Annotated in this window: 24 protein-coding genes; 13 read left to right on the top strand and 11 right to left on the bottom strand. The window is 70.9% G+C overall.

Translation table 11 applies throughout. The features are described from left to right. Positions 1 to 88: 88 nt before the first annotated feature. The 3 genes from rsgA to ybaK all read right to left on the bottom strand — a co-directional run bounded on the left by rsgA (position 89) and on the right by ybaK (position 2948). Positions 89 to 1108 carry a ribosome small subunit-dependent GTPase A gene (gene rsgA / locus QNA09_RS14725; protein WP_119700319.1) on the bottom strand — a complete coding sequence of 340 codons (1020 nt, stop codon included), beginning with the start codon at positions 1106 to 1108 and terminating at the stop codon, positions 89 to 91. After that, entirely contained in the window at positions 1075 to 2343 is a 1269-nt protein-coding gene (gene aroA, locus QNA09_RS14720; RefSeq protein WP_010594731.1) for a 3-phosphoshikimate 1-carboxyvinyltransferase, read from the bottom strand. Before aroA ends, rsgA begins: the two co-directional genes overlap by 34 nt. 107 nt (positions 2344 to 2450) lie before the next feature. After that, a complete protein-coding gene (gene ybaK, locus QNA09_RS14715; RefSeq protein WP_010594730.1) occupies positions 2451 to 2948 on the bottom strand; it encodes a Cys-tRNA(Pro) deacylase in 498 nt (165 codons plus the stop codon). Between the two features lie 160 nt (positions 2949 to 3108). Between ybaK and QNA09_RS14710 the strand changes: the two genes are divergently transcribed. Beyond that, positions 3109 to 3738 (top strand): sigma-70 family RNA polymerase sigma factor, encoded by a 630-nt coding sequence (locus QNA09_RS14710; protein ID WP_010594729.1) that lies wholly within the window; start codon positions 3109 to 3111, stop codon positions 3736 to 3738. Then, positions 3735 to 4016 carry a mycothiol system anti-sigma-R factor gene (rsrA, locus tag QNA09_RS14705; RefSeq protein WP_010594728.1) on the top strand — a complete coding sequence of 94 codons (282 nt, stop codon included), beginning with the start codon at positions 3735 to 3737 and terminating at the stop codon, positions 4014 to 4016. The genes QNA09_RS14710 and rsrA overlap by 4 nt, the downstream gene beginning before the upstream one ends. A gap of 66 nt (positions 4017 to 4082) precedes the next feature. Here rsrA and QNA09_RS29190 read toward each other — a convergent pair whose 3' ends face one another. Further along, positions 4083 to 4157, bottom strand: a complete 75-nt coding sequence (locus tag QNA09_RS29190) for a 50S ribosomal protein bL37 (protein WP_022597109.1) — start codon at positions 4155 to 4157, stop codon at positions 4083 to 4085. Positions 4158 to 4253: 96 nt separating this feature from the next. On the opposite strand from QNA09_RS29190, the gene QNA09_RS14700 reads away from it, so the two are divergent. Both QNA09_RS14700 and QNA09_RS14695 read left to right on the top strand, forming a co-directional pair. After that, the gene (locus QNA09_RS14700; RefSeq protein ID WP_003939128.1) at positions 4254 to 4469 is read left to right on the top strand and encodes a biotin/lipoyl-binding carrier protein; all 216 of its coding nucleotides are present in this window, start codon (positions 4254 to 4256) and stop codon (positions 4467 to 4469) included. Between the two features lie 17 nt (positions 4470 to 4486). Then, positions 4487 to 5965, top strand: a complete 1479-nt coding sequence (locus QNA09_RS14695; RefSeq protein ID WP_040272462.1) for a sensor histidine kinase — start codon at positions 4487 to 4489, stop codon at positions 5963 to 5965. Positions 5966 to 6067: 102 nt separating this feature from the next. On the opposite strand, the gene QNA09_RS14690 is transcribed toward QNA09_RS14695, so the two are convergent. Together QNA09_RS14690 and QNA09_RS14685 are read right to left on the bottom strand one after the other, a co-directional pair. Beyond that, positions 6068 to 6322 carry a WhiB family transcriptional regulator gene (locus QNA09_RS14690; protein WP_003939130.1) on the bottom strand — a complete coding sequence of 85 codons (255 nt, stop codon included), beginning with the start codon at positions 6320 to 6322 and terminating at the stop codon, positions 6068 to 6070. A 224-nt stretch (positions 6323 to 6546) separates the two neighbouring features. Next, positions 6547 to 7497: a diacylglycerol kinase family protein gene (locus QNA09_RS14685; RefSeq protein WP_010594726.1), complete on the bottom strand. Its 951-nt coding sequence runs from the start codon at positions 7495 to 7497 to the stop codon at positions 6547 to 6549. Between the two features lie 47 nt (positions 7498 to 7544). Between QNA09_RS14685 and QNA09_RS14680 the strand changes: the two genes are divergently transcribed. After that, positions 7545 to 7973, top strand: a complete 429-nt coding sequence (locus tag QNA09_RS14680; protein WP_010594725.1) for a hypothetical protein — start codon at positions 7545 to 7547, stop codon at positions 7971 to 7973. Here QNA09_RS14680 and QNA09_RS14675 read toward each other — a convergent pair. Continuing rightward, the gene (locus tag QNA09_RS14675; RefSeq protein ID WP_010594724.1) at positions 7943 to 8443 is read right to left on the bottom strand and encodes a GNAT family N-acetyltransferase; all 501 of its coding nucleotides are present in this window, start codon (positions 8441 to 8443) and stop codon (positions 7943 to 7945) included. The genes QNA09_RS14680 and QNA09_RS14675 overlap by 31 nt on opposite strands. A gap of 93 nt (positions 8444 to 8536) precedes the next feature. Here QNA09_RS14675 and QNA09_RS14670 point away from each other — a divergent pair, with 93 nt between their 5' ends. Beyond that, entirely contained in the window at positions 8537 to 9325 is a 789-nt protein-coding gene (locus QNA09_RS14670; RefSeq protein ID WP_102031961.1) for a ParA family protein, read from the top strand. Between the two features lie 18 nt (positions 9326 to 9343). Here QNA09_RS14670 and QNA09_RS14665 read toward each other — a convergent pair whose 3' ends face one another. Together QNA09_RS14665 and QNA09_RS14660 are read right to left on the bottom strand one after the other, a co-directional pair. Continuing rightward, positions 9344 to 10561 carry a hypothetical protein gene (locus QNA09_RS14665; protein ID WP_010594722.1) on the bottom strand — a complete coding sequence of 406 codons (1218 nt, stop codon included), beginning with the start codon at positions 10559 to 10561 and terminating at the stop codon, positions 9344 to 9346. 9 nt (positions 10562 to 10570) lie between these two features. Next, a complete protein-coding gene (locus QNA09_RS14660; RefSeq protein ID WP_017679560.1) occupies positions 10571 to 12187 on the bottom strand; it encodes a DEAD/DEAH box helicase in 1617 nt (538 codons plus the stop codon). A gap of 212 nt (positions 12188 to 12399) precedes the next feature. Here QNA09_RS14660 and QNA09_RS14655 point away from each other — a divergent pair, with 212 nt between their 5' ends. Next, positions 12400 to 13098 (top strand): ferritin-like fold-containing protein, encoded by a 699-nt coding sequence (locus QNA09_RS14655; protein ID WP_026137492.1) that lies wholly within the window; start codon positions 12400 to 12402, stop codon positions 13096 to 13098. A 46-nt stretch (positions 13099 to 13144) separates the two neighbouring features. Next, positions 13145 to 13375: a DUF3107 domain-containing protein gene (locus QNA09_RS14650; protein ID WP_003939138.1), complete on the top strand. Its 231-nt coding sequence runs from the start codon at positions 13145 to 13147 to the stop codon at positions 13373 to 13375. Between the two features lie 85 nt (positions 13376 to 13460). Here the strand turns inward: QNA09_RS14650 and QNA09_RS14645 are convergent, their stop codons facing one another. Next, entirely contained in the window at positions 13461 to 14138 is a 678-nt protein-coding gene (locus tag QNA09_RS14645; protein ID WP_017679558.1) for a TetR/AcrR family transcriptional regulator, read from the bottom strand. Between the two features lie 274 nt (positions 14139 to 14412). On the opposite strand from QNA09_RS14645, the gene QNA09_RS14640 reads away from it, so the two are divergent. The 3 genes from QNA09_RS14640 to QNA09_RS14630 all read left to right on the top strand — a co-directional run bounded on the left by QNA09_RS14640 (position 14413) and on the right by QNA09_RS14630 (position 17611). Further along, complete coding sequence (locus QNA09_RS14640) at positions 14413 to 15411, top strand: DUF3152 domain-containing protein (protein ID WP_372446902.1); 999 nt, start codon at positions 14413 to 14415, stop codon at positions 15409 to 15411. Positions 15412 to 15460: 49 nt separating this feature from the next. Continuing rightward, positions 15461 to 16663, top strand: a complete 1203-nt coding sequence (moeZ, locus tag QNA09_RS14635; protein ID WP_372446878.1) for an adenylyltransferase/sulfurtransferase MoeZ — start codon at positions 15461 to 15463, stop codon at positions 16661 to 16663. Between the two features lie 93 nt (positions 16664 to 16756). Beyond that, positions 16757 to 17611 (top strand): TIGR02569 family protein, encoded by an 855-nt coding sequence (locus QNA09_RS14630; RefSeq protein ID WP_010594716.1) that lies wholly within the window; start codon positions 16757 to 16759, stop codon positions 17609 to 17611. Positions 17612 to 17623: 12 nt separating this feature from the next. Here QNA09_RS14630 and QNA09_RS14625 read toward each other — a convergent pair whose 3' ends face one another. After that, positions 17624 to 18289 (bottom strand): FadR/GntR family transcriptional regulator, encoded by a 666-nt coding sequence (locus QNA09_RS14625; protein ID WP_059174414.1) that lies wholly within the window; start codon positions 18287 to 18289, stop codon positions 17624 to 17626. A 55-nt stretch (positions 18290 to 18344) separates the two neighbouring features. On the opposite strand from QNA09_RS14625, the gene QNA09_RS14620 reads away from it, so the two are divergent. Beyond that, positions 18345 to 19640 carry an MFS transporter gene (locus tag QNA09_RS14620; protein ID WP_119699880.1) on the top strand — a complete coding sequence of 432 codons (1296 nt, stop codon included), beginning with the start codon at positions 18345 to 18347 and terminating at the stop codon, positions 19638 to 19640. A gap of 96 nt (positions 19641 to 19736) precedes the next feature. Continuing rightward, positions 19737 to 21200, top strand: coding sequence for an MFS transporter (locus tag QNA09_RS14615; RefSeq protein ID WP_010594713.1), 1464 nt, complete (start codon positions 19737 to 19739; stop codon positions 21198 to 21200). The last annotated feature ends 13 nt before the right edge of the window (positions 21201 to 21213 follow it).

Raw genomic sequence — 21213 nt, 5'->3', positions numbered from 1 at the left:
TCGGCGTCCCTGTGACACCGGGCGCTCGGCGTCCCTGTGACACCGGGCGCTCGGCGTCCCTGTGACACCCGGCGTCCGGGGACCGGGCTCACCAGGATTCGTTGGCGGCGATCGCGGTCAGCAGTGTGCGCACGGCCATCGCGCGGCGCCCGGACTTGCCCTCGAGGGCGTCGAGTGCGCACTCGGGGTCCGCGGGCGGGCCCAGGTGGGTGCAGCCACGGGGACAGTCCTCCACCGCGTCGGCGAGATCCGAGAACGCGGCGATCACGTCGTCGGCATCGATGTGAGCGAGCCCGAACGACCTGATCCCGGGGGTGTCGATCACCCACCCGCCGCCCGGCAACGGCAGCGCCACCGACTGCGTGGAGGTGTGCCGGCCCTTCCCGACCCCCGAGACCTCGCCGGTGGCGCGGTCGGCATCCGGGACGAGCCGGTTGACCAGAGTGGACTTTCCCACGCCGGAATGGCCGATCAGCGCGGTCGACCTGCCCGCCAGCATCGCCGTCAGCTCCGACAGGTCCTGCTCGCGGCCCGCCAGCACCACGGGAACGTCCAGATCCGCGAACTGCGCCGTGAACTCCCCGGGATCGGCCAGATCGCTCTTCGTCAGGCACAGCACCGGTTCCAGCCCGCCCGCAAACGCGGCGACCATGGACCGTTCGACCAGCCCGGTCCGAGGCGGCGGATCGGCCAGTGCGACGACGATCAGCAGCTGCTCCGCGTTGGCCACGACGATCCGCTCGAACAGGTCGGTGTCGTCGGCGGTGCGGCGCAACACCGTGGTGCGTTCCTGTACCCGCACGATGCGCGCAAGCGTGTCGGGCCGCCCCGACAGGTCCCCGACCACCGCGACCCGATCCCCGACGACGACAGGGGTACGGCCGAGCTCCCGGGCCCGCATCGCGACGACCGGCCGCGCGGGATCACCCTCCAGCACGCAGCCCCACCGGCCACGGTCGACGGAGACGACCATCGCTTCGACGGCGTCCCGATGGGCCGGCCGGTCCTTCGTGCGCGGCCGCGAGCCCTTGCCCGGACGGATCCGGACGTCGGTCTCGTCGTAGGTCCGCCGGCTCAGGAGCGCGCTCCCCTCAGCATCCCGGCCCACAGCTCGGGGAAGCCGGGCAGGGTCTTGGCCGTCGTGCCGATGTCCTCGACCTCGATGCCGTCGACCACGAGTCCCACGATCGCGCCCGCCGTCGCCATCCGGTGATCCGCATACGAATGCCAGCGTCCGCCGTGCAGCGGCGCGGGCACGATGTGCAGGCCGTCCGCAAGCTCGGTGGCGGAACCGCCGAGCTTGCCGAGCTCCGTGACCAGGGCGGCCAGGCGGTCCGTCTCGTGCCCGCGCAGGTGGGCGATGCCCCGCAGCGTGGACGGGGTGGTCGCCAGCGCCGCGAGTGCGGCGACCGTGGGGGCGAGCTCGCCGACGTCGTGCAGGTCGACGTCGAGGCCGCGCAGATGCTTCGGGCCTCGCACGGTGAGCGTTCCGTCGGACAGTGCGACGTCGGCACCCATCTGCTCGAGGATTCCGCGGATCGCGTCGCCGGCCTGGGTGGTGCGCTGCGGCCATCGCGGCACCGACACCGTGCCGGCCGTGACGGCCGCGGCCGCCAGGAACGGGGTCGCGTTGGACAGGTCGGGCTCGACGACCCGGTCCACGGCGCGGACCGGGCCCGGTGCGACCCGCCAGGTGTCGGGCACGGACGTGTCGACCGTCACCGCGGACTCGCGCAGCATCTCGACGGTCATGTCGATGTGCGGCATGGACGGCACGGCCGCCCCGGCGTGCCGCACCGTGACGCCCTCGACGAACGCGGCGGCGGAGAGCAGCAGACCCGAGACGAACTGTGACGACCCCGACGCGTCGATGGTGACGGTGCCGCCGCGCAGGGAGCCGCGCCCGCGCACGGTGAAGGGCAGGGTGTCGCCGTCGACGTCGGCGCCGAGCGAGCGCAGGGCCTCGAGGACGGTGCCCATCGGGCGGGTACGCGCCTGCTCGTCACCGTCGAAGAAGACGTCGCCGTCGGCCAGCGCCGCGAGGGGCGGCACGAATCGCATCACCGTTCCCGCCAGGCCGCAGTCCACCCGGGCGCCGTGCAGCCGGCCGGGGATGACGTGCAGCGTGGTGCCGTCGTCTCGCTCGTCGATCGTCGTGCCCAGTCCGCGCAGGGCCGCGATCATCAGGTCGGTGTCGCGACTGCGCAGCGCACCGGTCACGGTGGACGGGCCGTCCGCGAGCGCAGCGAGGATCAGGGCGCGGTTGGTGATCGACTTGGACCCGGGCAGCGTGACGGAACTGTCGACGGGTGACTCGGCTCGGGGCGCACTCCACGGATTCACCCGTCCATCTTCGCCTATCCGCAGCCGGCAGCCACCTGCCACACCCCGCGGCCGGGTGCGGTCCGCGGCGCGGGTGGTCGGCGCGGCACCTCCCGGGCGCCCCCGCATCAGGCCCCGGCGGTGATCGGCGCCACCACTGCTCCCGTGAGCCGCACCAGGTCCGCCGGGGCGAGTTCGATCTCGAGGCCGCGGCGTCCGGCGCTGCACAGGACCCGGTCCCACTGGTGCGCGGAGGCGTCGACGGCGGTGCGCAGCCGGCTGCGCTGACCCAGCGGTGAGATTCCCCCGAGGACGTAGCCGGTGGCGCGTTCGGCGTCGCTGCGTTCGGCCATGACCGCCTTGCCGCCCCCGAGGGCGGCCGCGGCCGCCTTCAGCGACAGCGTCGCCGGGACCGGGATCACGGCCACCGCGAGCTTGCCGTCGGAGAGCTTGATCACGAGGGTCTTGAAGATCTGGGCGGGGGCCACCCCGAGCCGCTGCCCGAGGAGCTCGACGGCCTCGGAACCGAACGAGCCGGCTCGCGGGTCGTGCGGGTACTCGTGGACGCGGTGGGTGACTTTCTCGCGTGTCAGCAGCGTGGTCGCGGGAGTGGAGGTCGAGGCCATGCGCGTCAATGTAGGGAACAAGCACCCACCCTGTCGTGTTGATTCCGGGTGGCCGCCACGATCGGCGTGGCCGGTGACCGAGAGCGAGGAGTGCCGCGTGCCTGTGCTGTGCCCGTCCCGGCCGGTAGCCTTCACGGATACGGCAAGTGAAGGGATCGGTGTGGTCGAGGAGTCTGGTACGGAACTGGCCGAACGGTTCGAGCGGGATGCATTGCCCCTGCTCGATCAGCTCTACGGCGCGGCGCTGCGGATGACCCGCAACCCCGCGGACGCGGAGGATCTGGTTCAGGAGACGTATATCAAGGCGTTCTCCGCCTTCTCCTCGTTCAAGGAGGGGACCAATCTCAAGGCGTGGCTGTACCGCATCCTGACGAACACCTACATCAACTCCTACCGCAAGAAGCAGCGCCAGCCCGCTCAGTACCCCACCGAGGAGATCACCGACTGGCAGCTGGCGGCGACGGCCGAGCACAGCTCCACCGGTCTGCGGTCGGCCGAGGTCGAGGCGCTCGACGCGCTTCCCGACGACGACATCAAGGCCGCGTTGCAGGAGCTGCCCGAGGAGTTCCGGATGGCGGTGTACTACGCCGACGTCGAGGGTTTCCCGTACAAGGAGATCGCGGAGATCATGGGCACGCCCATCGGCACGGTCATGTCACGGCTGCACCGCGGCCGCAAGCAGCTGCGCGGCCTGCTGGCCGATGTCGCGCGGGAGCGAGGATTCAACCGGAGCGGGGCCGTGGACGCTGCTGTCGGACACGGCGTGGACAACAAGGAGGTCTCGAGGTGAGCGAGTCGGCCGACTTCGATCAGCTCGACTGTTCCGCAGTGATCGCGGACGTCTATCTGCTGCTCGACAGCGAGTGCGACGACCGGTCGCGTGAGCGTCTGCAGCGCCATCTCGACGACTGCGGGTCCTGCCTCGAGGCGTACGGGCTCGAATCCCAGCTCAAGTCCCTGCTCAGCCGCAAGTGCGGCGGCGAGCACGCCCCGGAGGGCCTGCGGGAGCGGCTGCTGGTCGAGATCCGGCGGACCGTCGTCGTGACGCGCACCGACGTCCGGGATTGACCACCCGACACGCGTGAGGGGGCCGGAAGCAGCTGCTTCCGGCCCCCTCACGCGTGTGTGCGCGCCTCAGGCGTTGGGACGCTTGCCGTGGTTGGCGGCGTTACCCTTGCGACTGCGCTTCTTGCGGCCTCGCTTACCCATGGTCCGATCTCCTTTCTGGTTCATTACAGTGTTTCACGTGTGGTCCGGTGGCCCTGAAAGCAGGGCCACCGTCTTCTTCGTGGAATGAGGTGCCCGATGGCCGAAGACGTGCGCGCCGAGATGGTCTCCACCGTGTTCGAGGTGGTGGTGCAGGAAGGGGACGTCGTCGCCGAGGGCGACACGCTGGTGATCCTGGAGTCCATGAAGATGGAGATTCCGGTGCTCGCCGAGACGTCGGGCACCGTGACCTCACTGGACGTGGTCGTCGGCGACGTCGTGCAGCAGGGCGACCTCATCGCGGTCATCTCCTGAGTCCGCACGTGCCGCCCGTGTCCACCCTCAGCGCTCTTCTCGCCGAGCACACCGACCTGCCGGGCGGTGCGGTCGACCACCTGCAGCGAGTCGTCGGCGAATGGCAGTTGCTCGCGGACCTGTCCTTCGCGGACGTCCTGTTGTGGGTGAGCGCCGAGCCGAGTGGGGTGGTGTGCGTGGCGCAGTGCCGCCCCACCACCGCATCGACCGTGCTGCCCGAGGACATGGTGGGTTCGGTGGTGTCCGAGCGGGAACACCCGCACGTGTTGCGGGCCCTCGAGACCGGAGTGGTCGTCTCTGCGGACGCGCGGCCCAGCCACGTCGCGCCGCTGCGCCGGCAGGCGGTGCCGGTCCGCTGGGACGGGCAGGTCATCGCCGTTCTGAGCCGCGACGCGGCCACCGTGGCCAGGCGCACCAAGAGCGCCCTCGAGACCGCGTACCTCGAGTGCGCCGACGCCCTGTTCACGATGATCTGCGAGGGCACCTTCCCGACCACGGAATTGCGTTCGGACACCAAGTCGAGCCCCCGCGCGGGCGACGGCTTCATCCGCCTCGACCGGTCCGGCCGGGTGGTGTATGCGAGCCCGAATGCCCTGTCCGCCTACCACCGGATGGGGTTGAACTCCGACCTGCTCGGCCAGAACCTGATCGAGACGACACGCGCGCTGGTGACCGATCCGTTCGAGAGCGAGGACGTCGAGAGCTACCTGCGGGGTGCGGTGCGCGGCAAGCTGGGACGGCCCATGGAGATCGAGGCACGCGGGGCCACCGTGCTGCTGCGTGCGCTGGTGCTCGCGCCCGGCGGCCGGCTCGAGGGTGCGGCGGTGGTCATCCGCGACGTCACCGAGGTCAAGCGGCGCGATCGGGCGTTGCTGAGCAAGGATGCCACGATCCGGGAGATCCACCACCGGGTGAAGAACAACCTGCAGACGGTCGCGGCCCTGCTGCGGCTGCAGGCGCGACGCACCGGCAACACCGAGGCCCGGCAGGCGCTGGCCGAGGCGGTGCGCCGGGTGACGTCGATCGCGCTCGTGCACGAGGCGCTGTCGATGTCGGTGGACGAGGAGGTCGATCTCGACGACGTCGTCGACCGGCTGATCCCCATCGTCGTCGACGTCGCGGCCGTGGGCAGTCAGGTCCGGGTGCGCCGGGAGGGCAGCCTGGGGGTATTCCCCGCCGAGCGGGCGACACCGCTGGTGATGGTGCTCACCGAACTCGTGCAGAACTCGGTCGAGCATGCCTTCGATCCGGGTGCGGCCGGCACCGTGACGCTGCGGGCCGAGCGGTCGGCCCGCTGGCTCGACGTGGTGGTCCACGACGAGGGCAAGGGACTGCCGGAGGGATTCGACCTCGAGAGCTCGGACCGGTTGGGCCTGCAGATCGTCCGCACGCTCGTCGCCGCCGAACTCGGCGGCACGTTGCGGCTCGAGCGGGGCGCGACGACGGGAACGGATGCGCGGCTGCGGGTTCCGCTGGGCCGGGTGGCGCTCGGCTGAGCCCCCGTGGGGAGTCCGGCGGGAACCAGGCCCGCGGAGGCAGGAAGGCCCGGCACCGAAGCGGTGCCGGGCCTTCCCGGAGATCTGTGGCGGTGGGCCGTGTCAGACCGCGGAGCGCGCCCGGGTGCGGGCGTTGCGGCGCTTGAGGGCACGACGCTCGTCCTCGCTCATGCCGCCCCACACGCCCGCGTCCTGACCGGACTCGAGGGCCCACGAGAGGCACTCGGCGGTGACGGGGCAGCGGTTGCACACGAGCTTGGCGTCGGCGATCTGCGCGAGGGCCGGGCCGCTGTTACCGACGGGGAAGAACAGCTCGGGATCCTCGTCGCGGCAGATGGCCTTGTGGCGCCAGTCCATGCTTCTACTCTCCTTCGATAGTGCTCGTCGCACCGGCTGATCGTGGTGGCAAGTTCATGCGTGCGTCGGCAAGTGTTTCCGCGCGGTTACTTGTGAATGCTTTCACGAACCAGCGTGAAGTCAATAGGAATCGACACGACCGTGGGGAAGCTCACGCCGGCTGTGGCCCGTTCCGGGACTCGAACTTCCTTTGTACACCGCGGAACACAAAAATGTAACCCGGGTCACTCCACGGACGGGGTGGGTGCCACGACCTCGAGCACGGCCGGAACCGACACGAACTCCACCTCGGTGCGAAGACCGAGGTAGTCCCCGTCCACCTGCAGGCCGATCGGCCGGCTCGATTCCGCTCGCACCCGTGCGACGTCGTCGACCCGCACCAAGCGGCGGGAGTTCGGATTCCCGTGGCGCGCGAGCAACTGGCGGACCACCCGCAAGCTTGCGAACACCGCCGTCGTCGTCATCGCGAAGACACCGAGCCCGGTGTCGAACGAGGTGCCCGGATTGGTGTGCACCGGGCGCTTGTCCAGATAGGTCCACGGGCTCGAATTGGAGACGAACGCGTAGTACACGCCCGGGATCGGCGGCCGTCCGGGCAGCGTCAGCGTCAGCGCGGGCTCGGCACCCTTGGACTTGAAGAACTGCGTGATCGAATGCACGACGTATCGGGCGGTCGTGACCTTCCGCCCGCCCAGCCGGCTCAGGTCGACGGCCTCGCACACCTGTGCGTCGAGTCCGAGCCCCGCATTGAAGACGAACCACCGGCCGTCGCAGTGGCCGAGACCGATCCGGCGGGTCGTGCGCCGGGCCAGCAGATCGAGCAGTTGCGCGGTCGCCTTCACCGGATCGGCGTCCACACCCAGCGAACGGGCGAAGACGTTGGCCGACCCGCCGGGGACGACCGCGAGCAGCGGGAGCGTGGGGTCGGCAACCCGCTCGGACGGGGTACCGAGCAGGCCGTTGACGATCTCGTTGACGGTGCCGTCGCCGCCGTGCGCGACGACGACGTCCATTCCGTCGGCGTGCGCCGAGCGGGCCAGTTCGGCGGCGTGCCCCCGATGGGTGGTGTGGGCGACGGTGAGGGAGACCCGATCGGCGAGCGCGCGGGCCAACCGGTCGCGACCGGCCGGAGTGGTGGTCGTCGCGTTGGGGTTCACGATCAGCAGTGCGCGCACGGAGCATCAGCCTAAGTGGTCTCGCACGGGTCCACTACGCTGGCCGGGTGTCCACCGAGTCGCCACGCAGCACCGTCCCGTCCACCGTTCGAGCGGCGGGTGGTCTCGTCGTCCTCGAAGGCGTGATCGCGATCGGTTTCGCTGTGGTGTCCGTGGTCCGGGCGCTGACGGGCGGGCACGACCAGACGGTCGGAAACGGCTACGGCCTCGCGCTGTGGCTGGGAATCCTGTTCGGTGGCGTGCTCGCGGCCGGGATCGCGCTGTTACGCGGACAGCGCTGGGGACGGGCCGTGGCGATCGTCGCGCAGCTGCTGTTGCTGCCGGTGGCCTGGTCGCTGCTGACCGATTCCCACCAGGTCGTGCTCGGCATCCTGTTGACCCTGATCGTGGTGCCGGCGCTGGTGCTGCTGTTCAGCCCGCCGACGACGCGCTGGCTGGCCCAGGACTACGCGCCGGATGCCGACGACGCGGCCTGACCCCCGCCGAGCGCGGTGAGCGCCTGCCCGCTGAGACGGAAGGTGGTCCACTCGTCCTGCGGGACCGCGCCGAGCGAACGGTAGAACCCGATCGACGGCGTGTTCCAGTCCAGCACCGACCAGCTCAGGCGGCTGTAGCCGCGGTCGACGCACTCGCGGGCCAGCGCCGCGAGCAGGGCGCGGCCGTGTCCCTGCCCCCGGTGCTCGGGCCGGACGTACAGGTCCTCGAGATAGATGCCGTGCACCCCGTCCCAGGTGGAGAAGTTGCGGAACCACAACGCCATGCCCACCACCGTTCCGTGCGCGTCCTCGGCCACGTGGGCGAACGCGGCGGCATCGGCCCCGAACAACGCCGTGTGCAGCTGCTCGGGCACGACGGTGCACTCGTGGCGAGCCTTCTCGTACTCGGCCAGTTCGTAGACGAGGGCGGTGAGAGCGTCGACGTCGGCGGGACGGGCGCGGCGGATCACGATCGGGCCTTTCGTGAGGTTCGGCGACCCGCCGGAGGGCGGATATCGCGGTCGATTCTCGCGTTCGGGCGAGTTTTCAGCGAGGATCGACCCGTGACAACGGTACTTGCGGTGGCAAATCAGAAGGGTGGCGTCGCGAAGACGACCACCGTCGCGTCTCTGGCGGCCGCCCTGGCCGGGCTGGGGCAGCGGGTGCTCGTCGTCGACCTGGACCCGCAGGGCTGCCTGACGTTCTCGCTCGGGCACAACCCCGACCGGCTCGAACGGTCGGTGCACGACGTGCTGGTGGGGGCGGCGGAGGCCAAGGAGGTCCTGCTCGATACCGGCGAGGGGTTCACGTTGCTGCCCGCGACGATCGACCTCGCCGGCGCCGAGGCGCTGCTGCTGATGCGGCCGGGGCGCGAGTTCACCCTTCGCCGGGCGCTGGCGCCCCTGCTCGACAGCTTCGACGTCGTCGTGATCGACTGCCCGCCGTCGCTGGGCGTGCTCACGCTCAACGGCCTGACCGCGGCGCAGTCCGTGCTCGTGCCCCTGCAGTGCGAGACCCTCGCGCACCGCGGCGTCGGGCAGCTGCTGCGCACCGTCGCCGAGGTCAAACAGATCACCAACCCCGACCTCGAGCTGCTCGGTGCGCTGCCGACCCTCTACGACGCCCGCACGACGCACAGCCGTGACGTGCTCGCCGACGTCGCCGACCGGTACGACATGCCGGTGCTCGCGCCGCCGATCCCGCGCACCGTCCGCTTCGCGGAGGCGTCGGCGTCCGGAGCCTCGGTGCTGGCCGGCCGGAAGAACAAGGGCGCCGAGGCCTACCGCGTGCTGGCCGAGAACCTGCTCGCCCATTGGCGCGACGGCAAGGAGCTGGTCACCTTCACGTCGTGACCGGTGGCCCGGCCGGGCTCACCGCAGCACCACGACCTGCGGCCCCCGCTGCTCGAGCACCGCACTCCCGGCGACCGCGACGTTCACGACACCGGTCCCGTCGCGCGCGACCGGAATGCGCTGCCGTTCCGTCCCGGTGGCCGGATCGACCACGGCGAGGGCGTCGCGCACCGGAAGCAGCAGCGCTCCGGCCATGGCACTGCCGGTGCCCGTCGTTCCCGGCACCGTCCACTGCGGCACCAGGTCGTCGCCGCCGAGGGCGACGGTCTGCGTGCCCGACCACCACGTGAGGATCGAACCCTGGGCCGTCGCGGGGAACACCGCCTCCGGTGTCGCCGCGGCCGACAGCGGGTGCCGCGCGGTGACCGTGCCCGCGGCGTCGTACACGGCGAGCACGGGCCCGGAGGACGCGGTGGGCGGCAGATACAGCACCGTGCGCTCGCCGGTCACCGCGACGACCCGCGTACCGCCGTCGTCCGGTCCCAGTTCCGGTAGCACCGACGAGGCGATCTCCGCCGGCTGCGAATCGGCCTCGGGGGTCGTCTCGAGCAGCGTCAGGCGGTCGGCTTCCTCACCGGGGCAGCGTTCGACCACCGCAAGCCGGCTGTTGCTCGCCGCGGCCGAGTTCAGCGTGCATCCGCTGCGGGGCTGGGCCCCCGGCACGACGGGCGCGTCCACGCGTCCGTACTCGAGTGTCCGCACGAGATCGGACCGCCACAGTTCGAGACGAGTGTCGCCCCGGGAGATCACGTGGGTGTCGGCAGCGGTGAGGGTCACCGCGTCGTCGGCGTCGCTCGAACGTTGCGCGCCGCGCATTCCCGAGTCGGGAAGGAGCTGGGTGACCTGGCTGCATCCCCGCCGGTCGCGGTAGACCGCGACGGCGGTGCGCCAGTCCTCGACCACACCGCACAGCGGTATGTCGCGGTCGTAGCGCCACAGTTCGGCGCCCGAGTCGAGGGCGCGGCCGGTGACGGTGCCGCCGTCCCCGGTGACCACGACGGCGCCGACCGCGATCGGACGGGACGTCGCGCCGCTGGGGGCGCGCCACGCCTCCGTCAGGGTCGACGGCACGACGGTCGCGGACGGTGGCGGCTCCGGTGCCGCGTCGGTCGTGACGGACACGGTGCCACGCGCATCCGAGCGCAACCAGACGACGCTCGCCGCCGCGACGACCGCGACGGCGAGCACGAGTGCTGCGATCAGATCCGCCCGGGTTCTGCGCTCCGGTGCGATCATCGCGAGCGGCTACTGGGCAGCCGAAGCCGTGACCGTTTCGCTGTTCGCGACGGTGTCGCCGGTCGCGGCGGAACCGCCGCGGCGCCGCCGACGGCGCCGCCGTGCGGGCGCTGTTCCGCTCCCGGACTCCTCGCTCTGCCCCGAGGCGGAACTCGCGCCCGCCGTCTCGGGACCGGTGCCGGAGTGCTCGGCGCCGCCGGTCTCCGGCCGGCCGCCGCGCGTGCGCCGGCGGACCCGGGTGCGCTTGGGTCGTGCCGCATCCTCGGAGCCCTCCTCGCGGGCGGGCCGCTCGGTCGGCGTCTTGCGGACGGTTCCGGTCGTGCCGTCGGGGATGCCCAGCTCCTCGAACAGGTGCGGCGAGCTCGAGTAGGTCTCGACCGGATCGGGCATGCCCAGATCGAGGGCCTTGTCGATGAGCTGCCAGCGCGGAATGTCGTCCCAGTCGACGAGGGTGACGGCGATACCGGTGCGCCCCGCCCGGCCGGTGCGGCCGATGCGGTGGACGTAGGTCTTCTCGTCCTCGGGGCACTGGTAGTTCACGACATGGGTGACGTCGTCGATGTCGATGCCGCGCGCGGCCACGTCCGTGGCGACCAGCACGTCGATCTTGCCCTTGCGGAACTTGTCCAGCGCCTTCTCACGAGCGATCTGCCCCAGGTCACCGTGCACGGCCCCGACGGCGAAGCCGCGCTCGGCGAGCTCGTCGGCGACCTTCTGCGCGGTGCGCTTGGTACGGGTGAAGATCATGGTGGCGCCACGACCCTCGGCCTGCAGCACGCGCGCCACCAGTTCCGCCTTGTCGAGCGCGTGCGCGCGGTAGACGAGCTGGTTGGTGCGCTCGTGCACCGCGGAGGACTCCGGTTCCTCGGCGCGGATGTGTGTCGGGCGGGTGAGGAACGTGCGGGCGAGCGTGATGATCGGCCCGGGCATCGTGGCCGAGAACAGCATCGTCTGGCGACGGTCGGGCACCATGCCGAGGATGCGCTCGATGTCGGGGAGGAAGCCGAGGTCGAGCATCTCGTCCGCTTCGTCCATCACCAGCACGCCGATCTTGCCGAGGATCAGGTGACCCTGGTTGGCGAGGTCGAGCAGCCGGCCCGGGGTGCCGACGACGACGTCGACGCCCTTCTTCAGCACGTCGACCTGCGTTTCGTACGGACGTCCGCCGTAGACGGACAGGATCTTCAGGGCACCGGTGGAGCCGGGGAGGTACTTGGCGGCGTTCTCGAGGTCCTGGGTGACCTGCAGGCACAGCTCGCGCGTCGGCACGATCACCAGCGCGCGGGGCGTGCCGTCGAGGGCGGTGGTGCCGGACTCGGCGGTGGTGAGGCGGTGCAGCAGCGGGACACCGAACCCGAAGGTCTTGCCCATGCCGGTGCGTGCCTGTCCGATCAGGTCGTCGCCGGCGAGGGCGAGGGGGAGCGTCAGCTCCTGGATGGCGAAGGTGCGCTCGATGCCGATCTCGGCGAGAGCGCGGACGATCTCGTCCCGCACGCCCAGTTCGGCGAACGTGGGCGGGGTGTGGGTGGCGTCGAGTTGGGCCGACACCGTGGTTTCGGTGGCGTCGTCTTCGTGGTCGACAGTGATCTTGCTCAGGGGTCTGGCCTTCCTGGTCTCGGCACGCACGCACGAGTGGAGAGGCGACCGGGCCTGCGCCTCAGCGGCCGGTAGGGCTCTGCGAGGCGCGGCAGCGATCTGCGATCGGGTGCGCGCACATCATCGGTGAAGTCCGCGGGGCCGGTGGTCGGCGCCTCGAGGCGCGGCCTTCCGGAACCATTGTACCGGGTGCGAGTGCCGTGAGCCGCGCGGTCGCCGGCCGGGTACTACGCTGTGTCGTCATGGGAGCCGAAACGTCACCGTCACCGTCCCGTCCATCCGCCGCCCCGGTGCGCGTGCCGGCCGACCATCCCGGCGTCGCCGAGCTGTTCGCGGTGCTCGCCTACGGTGAGATCTCGGCCTTCTATCGCCTTGCCGACGATGCGCGGATGTCGCCGAGCCTGCAGGGGCGGGTGGCGTTCGCAAGCATGGCGGCGGCGGAGATGAGCCACTTCGAGACGCTGCACGCCGCCCTGACCGCGCGCGGTGTCGAAATCTACGCGGCGATGGAGCCCTACCGGCGTGCCCTCGACGCCTACCACGCGTCCACGAACCCGTCGAACTGGCACGAGTCGCTGGTCAAGGCATATGTCGGCGACGGCATCGCCGCCGACTTCTACCGCGAGATCGCCGGTACCCTCGCCCCCGAGGTGGCCGAGGTCGTACGAGAGGTGCTCGCCGAGACCGGGCACTCGGAATTCGTGGTGCACGAGGTCCGCGAGGCGGTGCGGCACAGCGCCGCCGACAAGGACCGGCTGATGCTGTGGGGGCGGCGGCTGCTGGGCGAGGCCATCACCCAGGCCCAGTACGTGATGGCCCAGCGGGAGGATCTCACCGATCTGGTGATCGCCGCTACCGGTGATCTCGCCGACATCGCGGCGTTGTTCGACCGGATGCAGCTCGAGCACGCCGACCGGATGGCAGTGCTGGGACTGCACTAATCTGGGCGGGGACAGCTGTAGAGCCCTGAGAGTTCGGAGGTCGACCGTGGAGGTCAAGATCGGTGTTGCGGACAGTCCCCGCGAGCTCACCGTGGTCAGCGAGCAGACGCCCGACGAGGTCGAGTCGCTCGTGACGCAAGCCCTGGCCGGCGACAAGGACGGCGTCCTGACGCTCGTCGACGAGAAGGGCCGCAAGCTCATCGTGCAGGCATCGCGGGTCACCTACGTCGAGATCGGCCCCGCCGACATCCGCAAGGTCGGGTTCGCGGCGAGCTAGAACGACGGCATCACGACGGAAGGGCCGGGGCGACTGCCCCGGCCCTTCCGTCGTTGCGGGCGCGACCCTCGGTCGGCGCCGTCGCTCATCGCCGGCGCAGCTCCGGCTGCAGCGGCACGTGCGACAGACCACCCCAGGCGAGCGCGACCGTGGTGTCGACGGCGTCTTCCTTCGGGATCGGCCGGGCGGCCTCGAGCCAGTAGCGGGCCGTGAACTGGCTGGTGCCGACGAGGCCGACCGCCAGGATGCGCGCCCGGTACGGGTCGAGCCCGGAGTCGTGGCTCACCAGGTCGAACACCGCGTCGACGCACGCCTCGGTGGCCTGCTCCACGCGGTTCGCCACCTGCGGCTCGCCCATCAGATCCGACTCGAACACGAGCCGGAAACCCTGCGAGTCGTTGTCGACGAAGTCGAAGAACGCCTGCACCGCAGCGCGGACGCGCTGCCTGTTGTCGGTGGTCGACCGCAGGGCCTGGCGGACACCGGAGATCAGGCTGTCGACATAGCTCTGCAGTACCGCGCAGTACAGTTCGAGCTTGCCGGGGAAGTGCTGGTACAGCACCGGCTTGCTGACCCCGGCGCACTCGGCGATCTCGTCCATGCCGGCCGCGTGGTACCCGCGGGTGACGAAGACTTCGCTGGCTGCAGCGAGGAGCTGGACCCGGCGCTCGTCCCGCGGCATCCGGGCGCCGCGTCGAGTGCCGGTGCCGTTGCCCGAGCTGGTGGCGCGGCCGGACGATGTCCGGGCTGCGAGTTCGGTCATGTCGCTCCCAATCCGAGATATTCGTCGAAGTGATACCTACCACTACGACGTGCAATCGTCTCTGCACGTTACAGGCCGGGGGCCCTCGAGGTGCGGCGCACCCCTACCCACGAGTATCCCAGCCGAGGGGCTACTGTGCGCGGCGCCACAGCGGCGCGGGGGCGGTCGCGAGCCGCGCTTCGCGACCCGGCACGTCCGGCGACGACCGTGTGAGATTCTGGCAGCCGTGACCGAGCGAGCAGGAGCCGACGTGGCGGACACACCGCGCCGCCCGGTGCGCAGTCCGCACCGGACACCCGAGGACCGGCCGTCCGAGTGGCGCCGCACCCGCGCCCCTTCCCACCAGCCCCTGCGAGCCCAGTGGGATCCCGTTTCGGGGGAGAGCACCCGCCCGCGTCCGCCGCGCCCGGATCGCGGGGTGCGCCGGCAGAGCCGGCTCGGGCGCTTCGTCGCGACCTACGGATGGCGGGCCTACGCCGTTCCCGTCCTCGCGATCCTCACGGTGATCGTCGGGGTGGACGCCCTGCGCGCCGGTGGCGATCGACCCGAGCCCGCGGCGGCCGGGGACGCGGTAGCCGAATCCGGCGGCGTGGTGGGTGTGCCCGCGCCGGTCGCCGACGGCACGTTCCCCGCCGATCTGCCGTCCGGTGCGCTCCCGGAGGGTGGGCCGTTCACGGCGGCCGGAACCGGCACCTGGCGGGTCGTGCCGGGGACCGGCGATCAGGTCGGCACCGGCCGCGTCTACACCTACACAGTGGAGATCGAGGACGGCGTCGACACCACCGGCTACGGCGGCGACGCCGCATTCGCGCGGATGGTCGACGAGACCCTGGCCAACCCGAAGAGCTGGATCCAGGACCCGGCGTTCGCATTCCGGCGCGTCGATCAGGGTGAGCCCGACTTCCGGGTGTCGCTGACCTCCCAGATGACGATCCGGCAGGGCTGCGGGTACGACATCGAACTCGAGGTCTCGTGCTTCAACCCCGGCGTGGGCCGGGTCCTGCTCAACGAGCCCCGCTGGGTGCGGGGCGCCGTCGCGTTTCAGGGGGACATCGGCTCCTACCGCCAGTACCTGATCAACCACGAGATCGGGCACGCCATCGGCTTCGCCGCCCACGAAGGGTGCGGGAGCGACGGAGGCTTGGCGCCGATCATGATGCAGCAGTCGTTCGGCACGGCCAACGACGACATCGCCGGGCTCGACCCCGAGGGCGTCGTCCCCCGCGACGGGCTGACGTGCAGGTTCAATCCGTGGCCGTATCCGCGAGCATGAGGATGGGACAATCGGGGAACCGCCCGATCGAACCGGCCGAGGAGCTGTCGTGACGTCACTGCCATCCCTGGTGGAATCCGGTGCACTGCCACCTCTGGTGGAACCCGCCGCGGACCTGACCCGCGAGGAGGTGGCCCGTTACAGCCGGCACCTGATCATCCCCGGGGTGGGGGTGACGGGGCAGCGACGGCTGAAGAACGCGCGGGTGCTGTGCATCGGTGCCGGCGGCCTCGGTTCCCCGGTGCTGCTCTACCTCGCCGCGGCCGGGGTCGGCACCCTCGGCATCGTCGAGTTCGACGACGTCGAATCGTCCAACCTGCAGCGGCAGGTGATCCACGGGGTCGCCGACGTGGGCCGGCCCAAGGGGGAGAGCGCCCGCGACACGATCCGGGGGATCAACGAGAACGTGGCGGTGCGCCTGCACCCGGTCCGGCTCGACCGCAGCAACGCCGTCGAGCTGTTCGAGCAGTACGACGTGATTCTCGACGGCACCGACAACTTCGCGACCCGCTACCTCGTCAACGATGCGGCGATCCTCGCCGGCAAGCCGTACGTATGGGGGTCGATCTTCCGGTTCGAGGGACAGGTGTCGGTGTTCTGGGAGGCCGCGCCGGGCGGGCGGGGACTGAACTACCGGGACCTGTACCCGGAGGCGCCTCCGCCGGGCATGGTCCCGTCCTGTGCGGAGGGCGGTGTCCTCGGGGTGCTCTGTGCGTCCGTCGGGTCGATCATGGCCACCGAGGCGATCAAGCTGATCACCGGCATCGGCGAGTCGCTGCTCGGACGGCTGATGATCTACGACGCTCTCGCGATGAGTTACCGGACGGTGACGTTGCGCCGTGATCCGGGCCGGGTGCCGGTGACGGAGTTGGTCGACTACGAGTCCTTCTGCGGTGTCGTGCCGGACGACGCCGCCGAGGCCGTGGCCGAGTCGACGATCACCCCGACCGAACTGCACCGGCTGCTCGAGTCGGACCGGGAGATCGAACTGATCGACGTGCGCGAGCCGGTCGAGTGGGACATCGTCCACATCGACGGGGCGCGGCTGATCCCGAAGGACCGCATCCTCTCCGGAGAGGCGCTGGCGGAGCTGCCGCAGCACAAGCCGATCGTGCTGCACTGCAAGACCGGGATCCGCTCGGCCGAAGCGCTCGCCGTGCTGAAGAAGGCCGGTTTCTCGGACGCCACGCACCTGCAGGGCGGCGTGCTCGCGTGGGCTCAGCAGGTGGACCCGTCACTGCCCGTGTACTGAGGGAACACGGTGAGATAACGATGCGGGAATGCTGTCCCCGGGTAACGGAGTGCCTTCCCTGAAGGCGGCGGCGCCGACTGTACGGTGTGCCCCGTGAGTCCCCTCGAACCCCCGCAGCACGTGCGCTCGACCTTCGGCCTACGCGACGTCGAACCGGTCCCGCTCGGGGCGGACTGGGACGGTGGCTGGCGCTGCGGCGACGTCGTGCTCTCGCCGGTCGCCGACCACGCCCGGGCAGCGTGGTCGGCGAAGGTGCGCGAGAACCTCGACGTCGACGGGGTCCGACTGGCGCGGCCGGTTCGCTCCACCGACGGCCGCTACGTCGTCTCCGGCTGGCGCGCCGACACGTACATCGTGGGCACCTCCGAACCACGGCACGACGAGGTGGTGGCGCTGTCGCTCCGGCTGCACGCCGCCACCGCCCAACTCGAGCGACCGCGCTTCCTCATGCAGCCGCCCGTGGCGCCGTGGGAGGACGTCGACGTGTTCGTCGCCGCCGACCGCGCGGCCTGGGAGGCGGTACCGCTGCGCACCGCCCGCGCCGCCGGCGCCCCCGACACCGTCACGCCCGACGGACGCAAGAGCATCGATCTGATCAACCAGCTCGCGACGTTGCGCAAGCCGGTCCACCTGCCCGATCAGCTCGTGCACGGCGACCTGTTCGGCACCGTGCTCTTCGCCGGCAGCGCCGCACCCGGCCTGACCGACATCACCCCCTACTGGCGACCCGCGTCGTGGGCGGCCGGCGTCGCCGTCGTCGATGCGCTGTCGTGGGGCGGCGCCGACGACGAGCTCATCGGCCGCTGGGAGGACCTGCCGGAGTGGCCGCAGATGCTGCTGCGCGCGGTGATGTTCCGGCTCGCCGTGCACGCCCTGCATCCGCGCTCGACGGAGGAGGCGTTCCCGGGGCTGGCACACACCTCGGATCTGGTGCGTCTGCTCCTCTAGGTCTCGCCTCCTCTAGGCGTCACTGCCGCGCAGCTCCCCGAACATCGCGAGGGCGGCGGCCGCGGCGCGACCCGGGTCTCCTGCGACGACGGCGAGCACCAGTTCGCGGTGCTCGTCGTGGAAGCCTGCGCCGGTCTCTTCGACGCGACGGCGGATCGTCTCCTCGATGACGGGTATCAGCGAGTCGTAGAACTCGAGGTACACGGCGTTGTGGCTGGCCGCGACGATCGCGCGGTGCAGGGCGACGTCGGCGGCGAGGGCGGCGGCCGAACGCGGGTCCGCCCACGCGCGCATCCGCGCGTCGAACAGTTCGGTCAGGTGTTCTGCGTCCGCCCGGGTGCGGCGCTGCGCGGCGAGCGCCGCGGCGGTGACGTCGAGCGCCTGCCGCAGTTCGAGCACGTCCTGTTCGTGGGCGTCGGCGAAGTAGGTGCCGAGTGCGCTGCCCACCTCCGAGGTGGCGACGACGTAGGTGCCCGATCCCTGCCGTCGCTCGAGCAGCCCCGAATGCACGAGTGCCTGGACGGCCTCGCGCACGGTGTTGCGGCCCGTGCCGGTCAGCTCGGCCAGGATGGGTTCGGTCGGGATGCGGGTGCCCACTGCCCAGGCGCCGGTGCGGATGTGGCCGCGTAACTGCTCGGTGACCTGGGCGACGAGACCGGTGCGTCGCACGGTGCGCATGGGGCTCCTTCCTGCATCCGGAAAACACCTTCGACGATATACATCGGGTCATCCTATGATTCGCTCCGTGGTTGTCACCGATGCCGGATCCACGTCCCTGCTGCGGGGACGTCTCCTCGTCTTCGTCGCGATCGTGATGTCCGCCCTCACGCTGCGCCTCGCCGTGACCTCGTTCAGTCCCCTCGCCGAACAGATCCGCGCCGAACTCGGCTTCGCGCCTGCCGTGGTGGGTGTCTTCGGGATGGTGCCGACCGCGATGTTCGCGGCGTTCGGTCTCCTCACCCCGGTCATCGCACGGCGAGCGGGGCTCGAGACCACGGCCCTGATCGCGATGCTGGCCGCCGGAGTCGGCATGGCGGCCCGCGCGCTGACTCACGAGACGTGGACACTGCTCGCGTTCTCGGCGCTCGCCCTCGCCGGAATGGGCGTCGGCAACGTGGTGATCCCGCCGCTGGTCAAGCGGTACTTCTCCGACCGGCTCGCCGTCGTGAGCACCGTCTACATCGTCGGCGTCCAGATCGGCACCGTGTTGCCCGCCCTGGCCGCGGTCCCCGTCGCGGAAGCCGCGGGGTGGCGCTGGTCGATCGGTCTGTGGGCGGCGTGGGCGTTCGCCGCGGCGATTCCGTGGATCGGCGTACTCCACCGGGCCCGGGGTGCGAAGCCGGGCACCCGCGACGCGCCCCCTTCCGCCCCTGCACCCGGCCGGGTGTGGCGCTCGCCCGTCGCATGGGGCATGGCCGGCATGTTCGGCATGACCTCCCTGATCACCTACTCGATGTTCACCTGGATTCCCGCCGTACTGCTCGACGCCGGGGGCAGCGAGGCACTCGGGGGCGCGATGACCGCGCTGTTCTCCTTCGTCGGCCTGGCGGCCTCGTTCGTCGCCCCCGCCGCGTGCGCCCGCATGCGGGATCCCTTCCCGCTCGTCCTCGTGTGCGTGGCGAGCTACGCCGTAGGGTTCACCGGCCTGCTGCTCGCACCGCTGACGGCCACCGCCCTGTGGGTGCTGGCGATCGGCGTCGGGCCGACCACCTTCCCCATGGCACTGACCCTGATCAACCTGCGCACCCGCACCCATGCGGCGTCGGCGGCGCTGTCCGGGTTCACCCAGGGCCTCGGGTACACCGTCGCCTGCGTCGGACCGGTCCTGGTCGGGGTGCTGCGCGAGATCACCGGTGGCTGGACGGCACCGTTCGTGTTCCTCGGCGGCGCCGCGTTCGTGGTCCTGATCGCCGGCCGGGTGGCCTGCCGGCAGCGGTACGTCGAGGACACCTGGGGCGGCTCCGGCGCCGATCCGCACCCCGCGCACCCCCGCGGCGACGACCTCACGGAGACCTCCTGCCGCAGGTGAGCATCTCTTGACGCGGCAGTCACCGAGGGCAGCACCGCGGCAACACCCGTTTCCTACCTTGGGTCCATCGATACCGACCCGAGGAAGGGGCATGGGGTGGCCGCAACGACCGGAATATCACCGACCGAAGGCCTGCGTGCGAAGTTCGCCCGCAAGCACCGCATCGAACACTGGGACGCCGAGGACACGGCGGCATGGGACGCCGGCGGCAAGGAGATCGCGAAGCGGAACCTGATCTGGTCCGTCCTGGCCGAGCACGTCGGCTTCTCCGTCTGGTCCATCTGGTCCGTGATGGTGCTGTTCATGCCGACCGACGTCTACGGCATCGATGCCGCCGGCAAGTTCTTCCTCGTCGCCGTGCCTACCCTGGTCGGTTCGCTGCTGCGCATCCCCTACACGGTCGCCACAGCCCGGTTCGGCGGTCGCAACTGGACCGTGTTCAGCGCGCTGGTGCTGCTGATCCCCACCGTCGCGACCCTGTACCTCATGCTCAACCCCGGCTTCTCCTACACCACCTTCCTGGTGGTGGCCGCGATCGCCGGCCTCGGCGGCGGCAACTTCGCGTCGTCGATGACCAACATCAACGCCTTCTACCCGCAACGGCTCAAGGGTTGGGCGCTGGGCCTGAACGCGGGCGGCGGCAACATCGGCGTGCCGGTGGTGCAGCTCGTCGGCCTGCTCGTCATCGCCACCGTCGGCAACACCGAACCGTGGATCGTGTGTGCCGTCTACCTGGTGCTGTGTGCCTTCGCCGCGCTCGGCGCGGCCCTGTTCATGGACAACCTCGGTGATCAGCGCGCCGACCTGCGAGCGATGGGGGAATCCCTGCGCTACCGCGACTCGTGGATCCTGAGCTTCCTCTACATCGGCACCTTCGGCTCCTTCATCGGTTTCAGCTTCGCGTTCGGCCAGGTACTGCAGATCAACTTCCTCGCCGGGGGCGCGACCGCCGCCGAGGCGGCCCTGCACGCCGCACAGATCGCGTTCGTCGGTCCGCTGCTCGGATCGATCGCCCGGCCGCTCGGCGGCAAGCTGGCCGACCGCATCGGGGGCGGCCGGATCACGCTGTACACGTTCGCGGCAATGGCCCTCGCGGCCGGACTGCTCGTCACCGCCGGCACCCTCGACGACGCCACCGCCGGCGCCGCCACCGGCGGAATCATGGTGACCTTCGTCCTCGGGTTCATCGCCCTGTTCCTGCTCTCGGGTATCGGCAACGGCTCCGTCTACAAGATGATCCCGTCCGTCTTCGAAGCCAAGGCGCAGAGCCTCGACTCGCTCGACAGGGCCGGGAAGGCCGCCTGGGCGCGCAGCATGTCCGGCGCCCTGATCGGTTTCGCCGGCGCCATCGGCGGTCTCGGCGGCGTCGGGATCAACCTGGTGCTGCGCGCCTCCTACAGCAGCGAAGCCAAGTCGGCGACCATGGCGTTCTGGGTGTTCCTCGCCTTCTACCTGGTCTGCATCGTCGTCACCTGGGCCGTGTTCCTGCGCCGCCCCAGCGCCCCCACCGGGCAGACGCCCGCCGAGCGCGACGTCACCACCGTGGCCGTCCGCGCCTGAGGGCGCCCCGGCC

It is taken from the genome of Rhodococcus sp. AH-ZY2, from assembly GCF_030916465.1.
Taxonomy (GTDB): Bacteria; Actinomycetota; Actinomycetes; order Mycobacteriales; family Mycobacteriaceae; genus Rhodococcus; species Rhodococcus ruber.
Note: the sequence above shows the minus strand (reverse complement) of the source record. Positions and strands in the feature narration are given on the sequence as shown.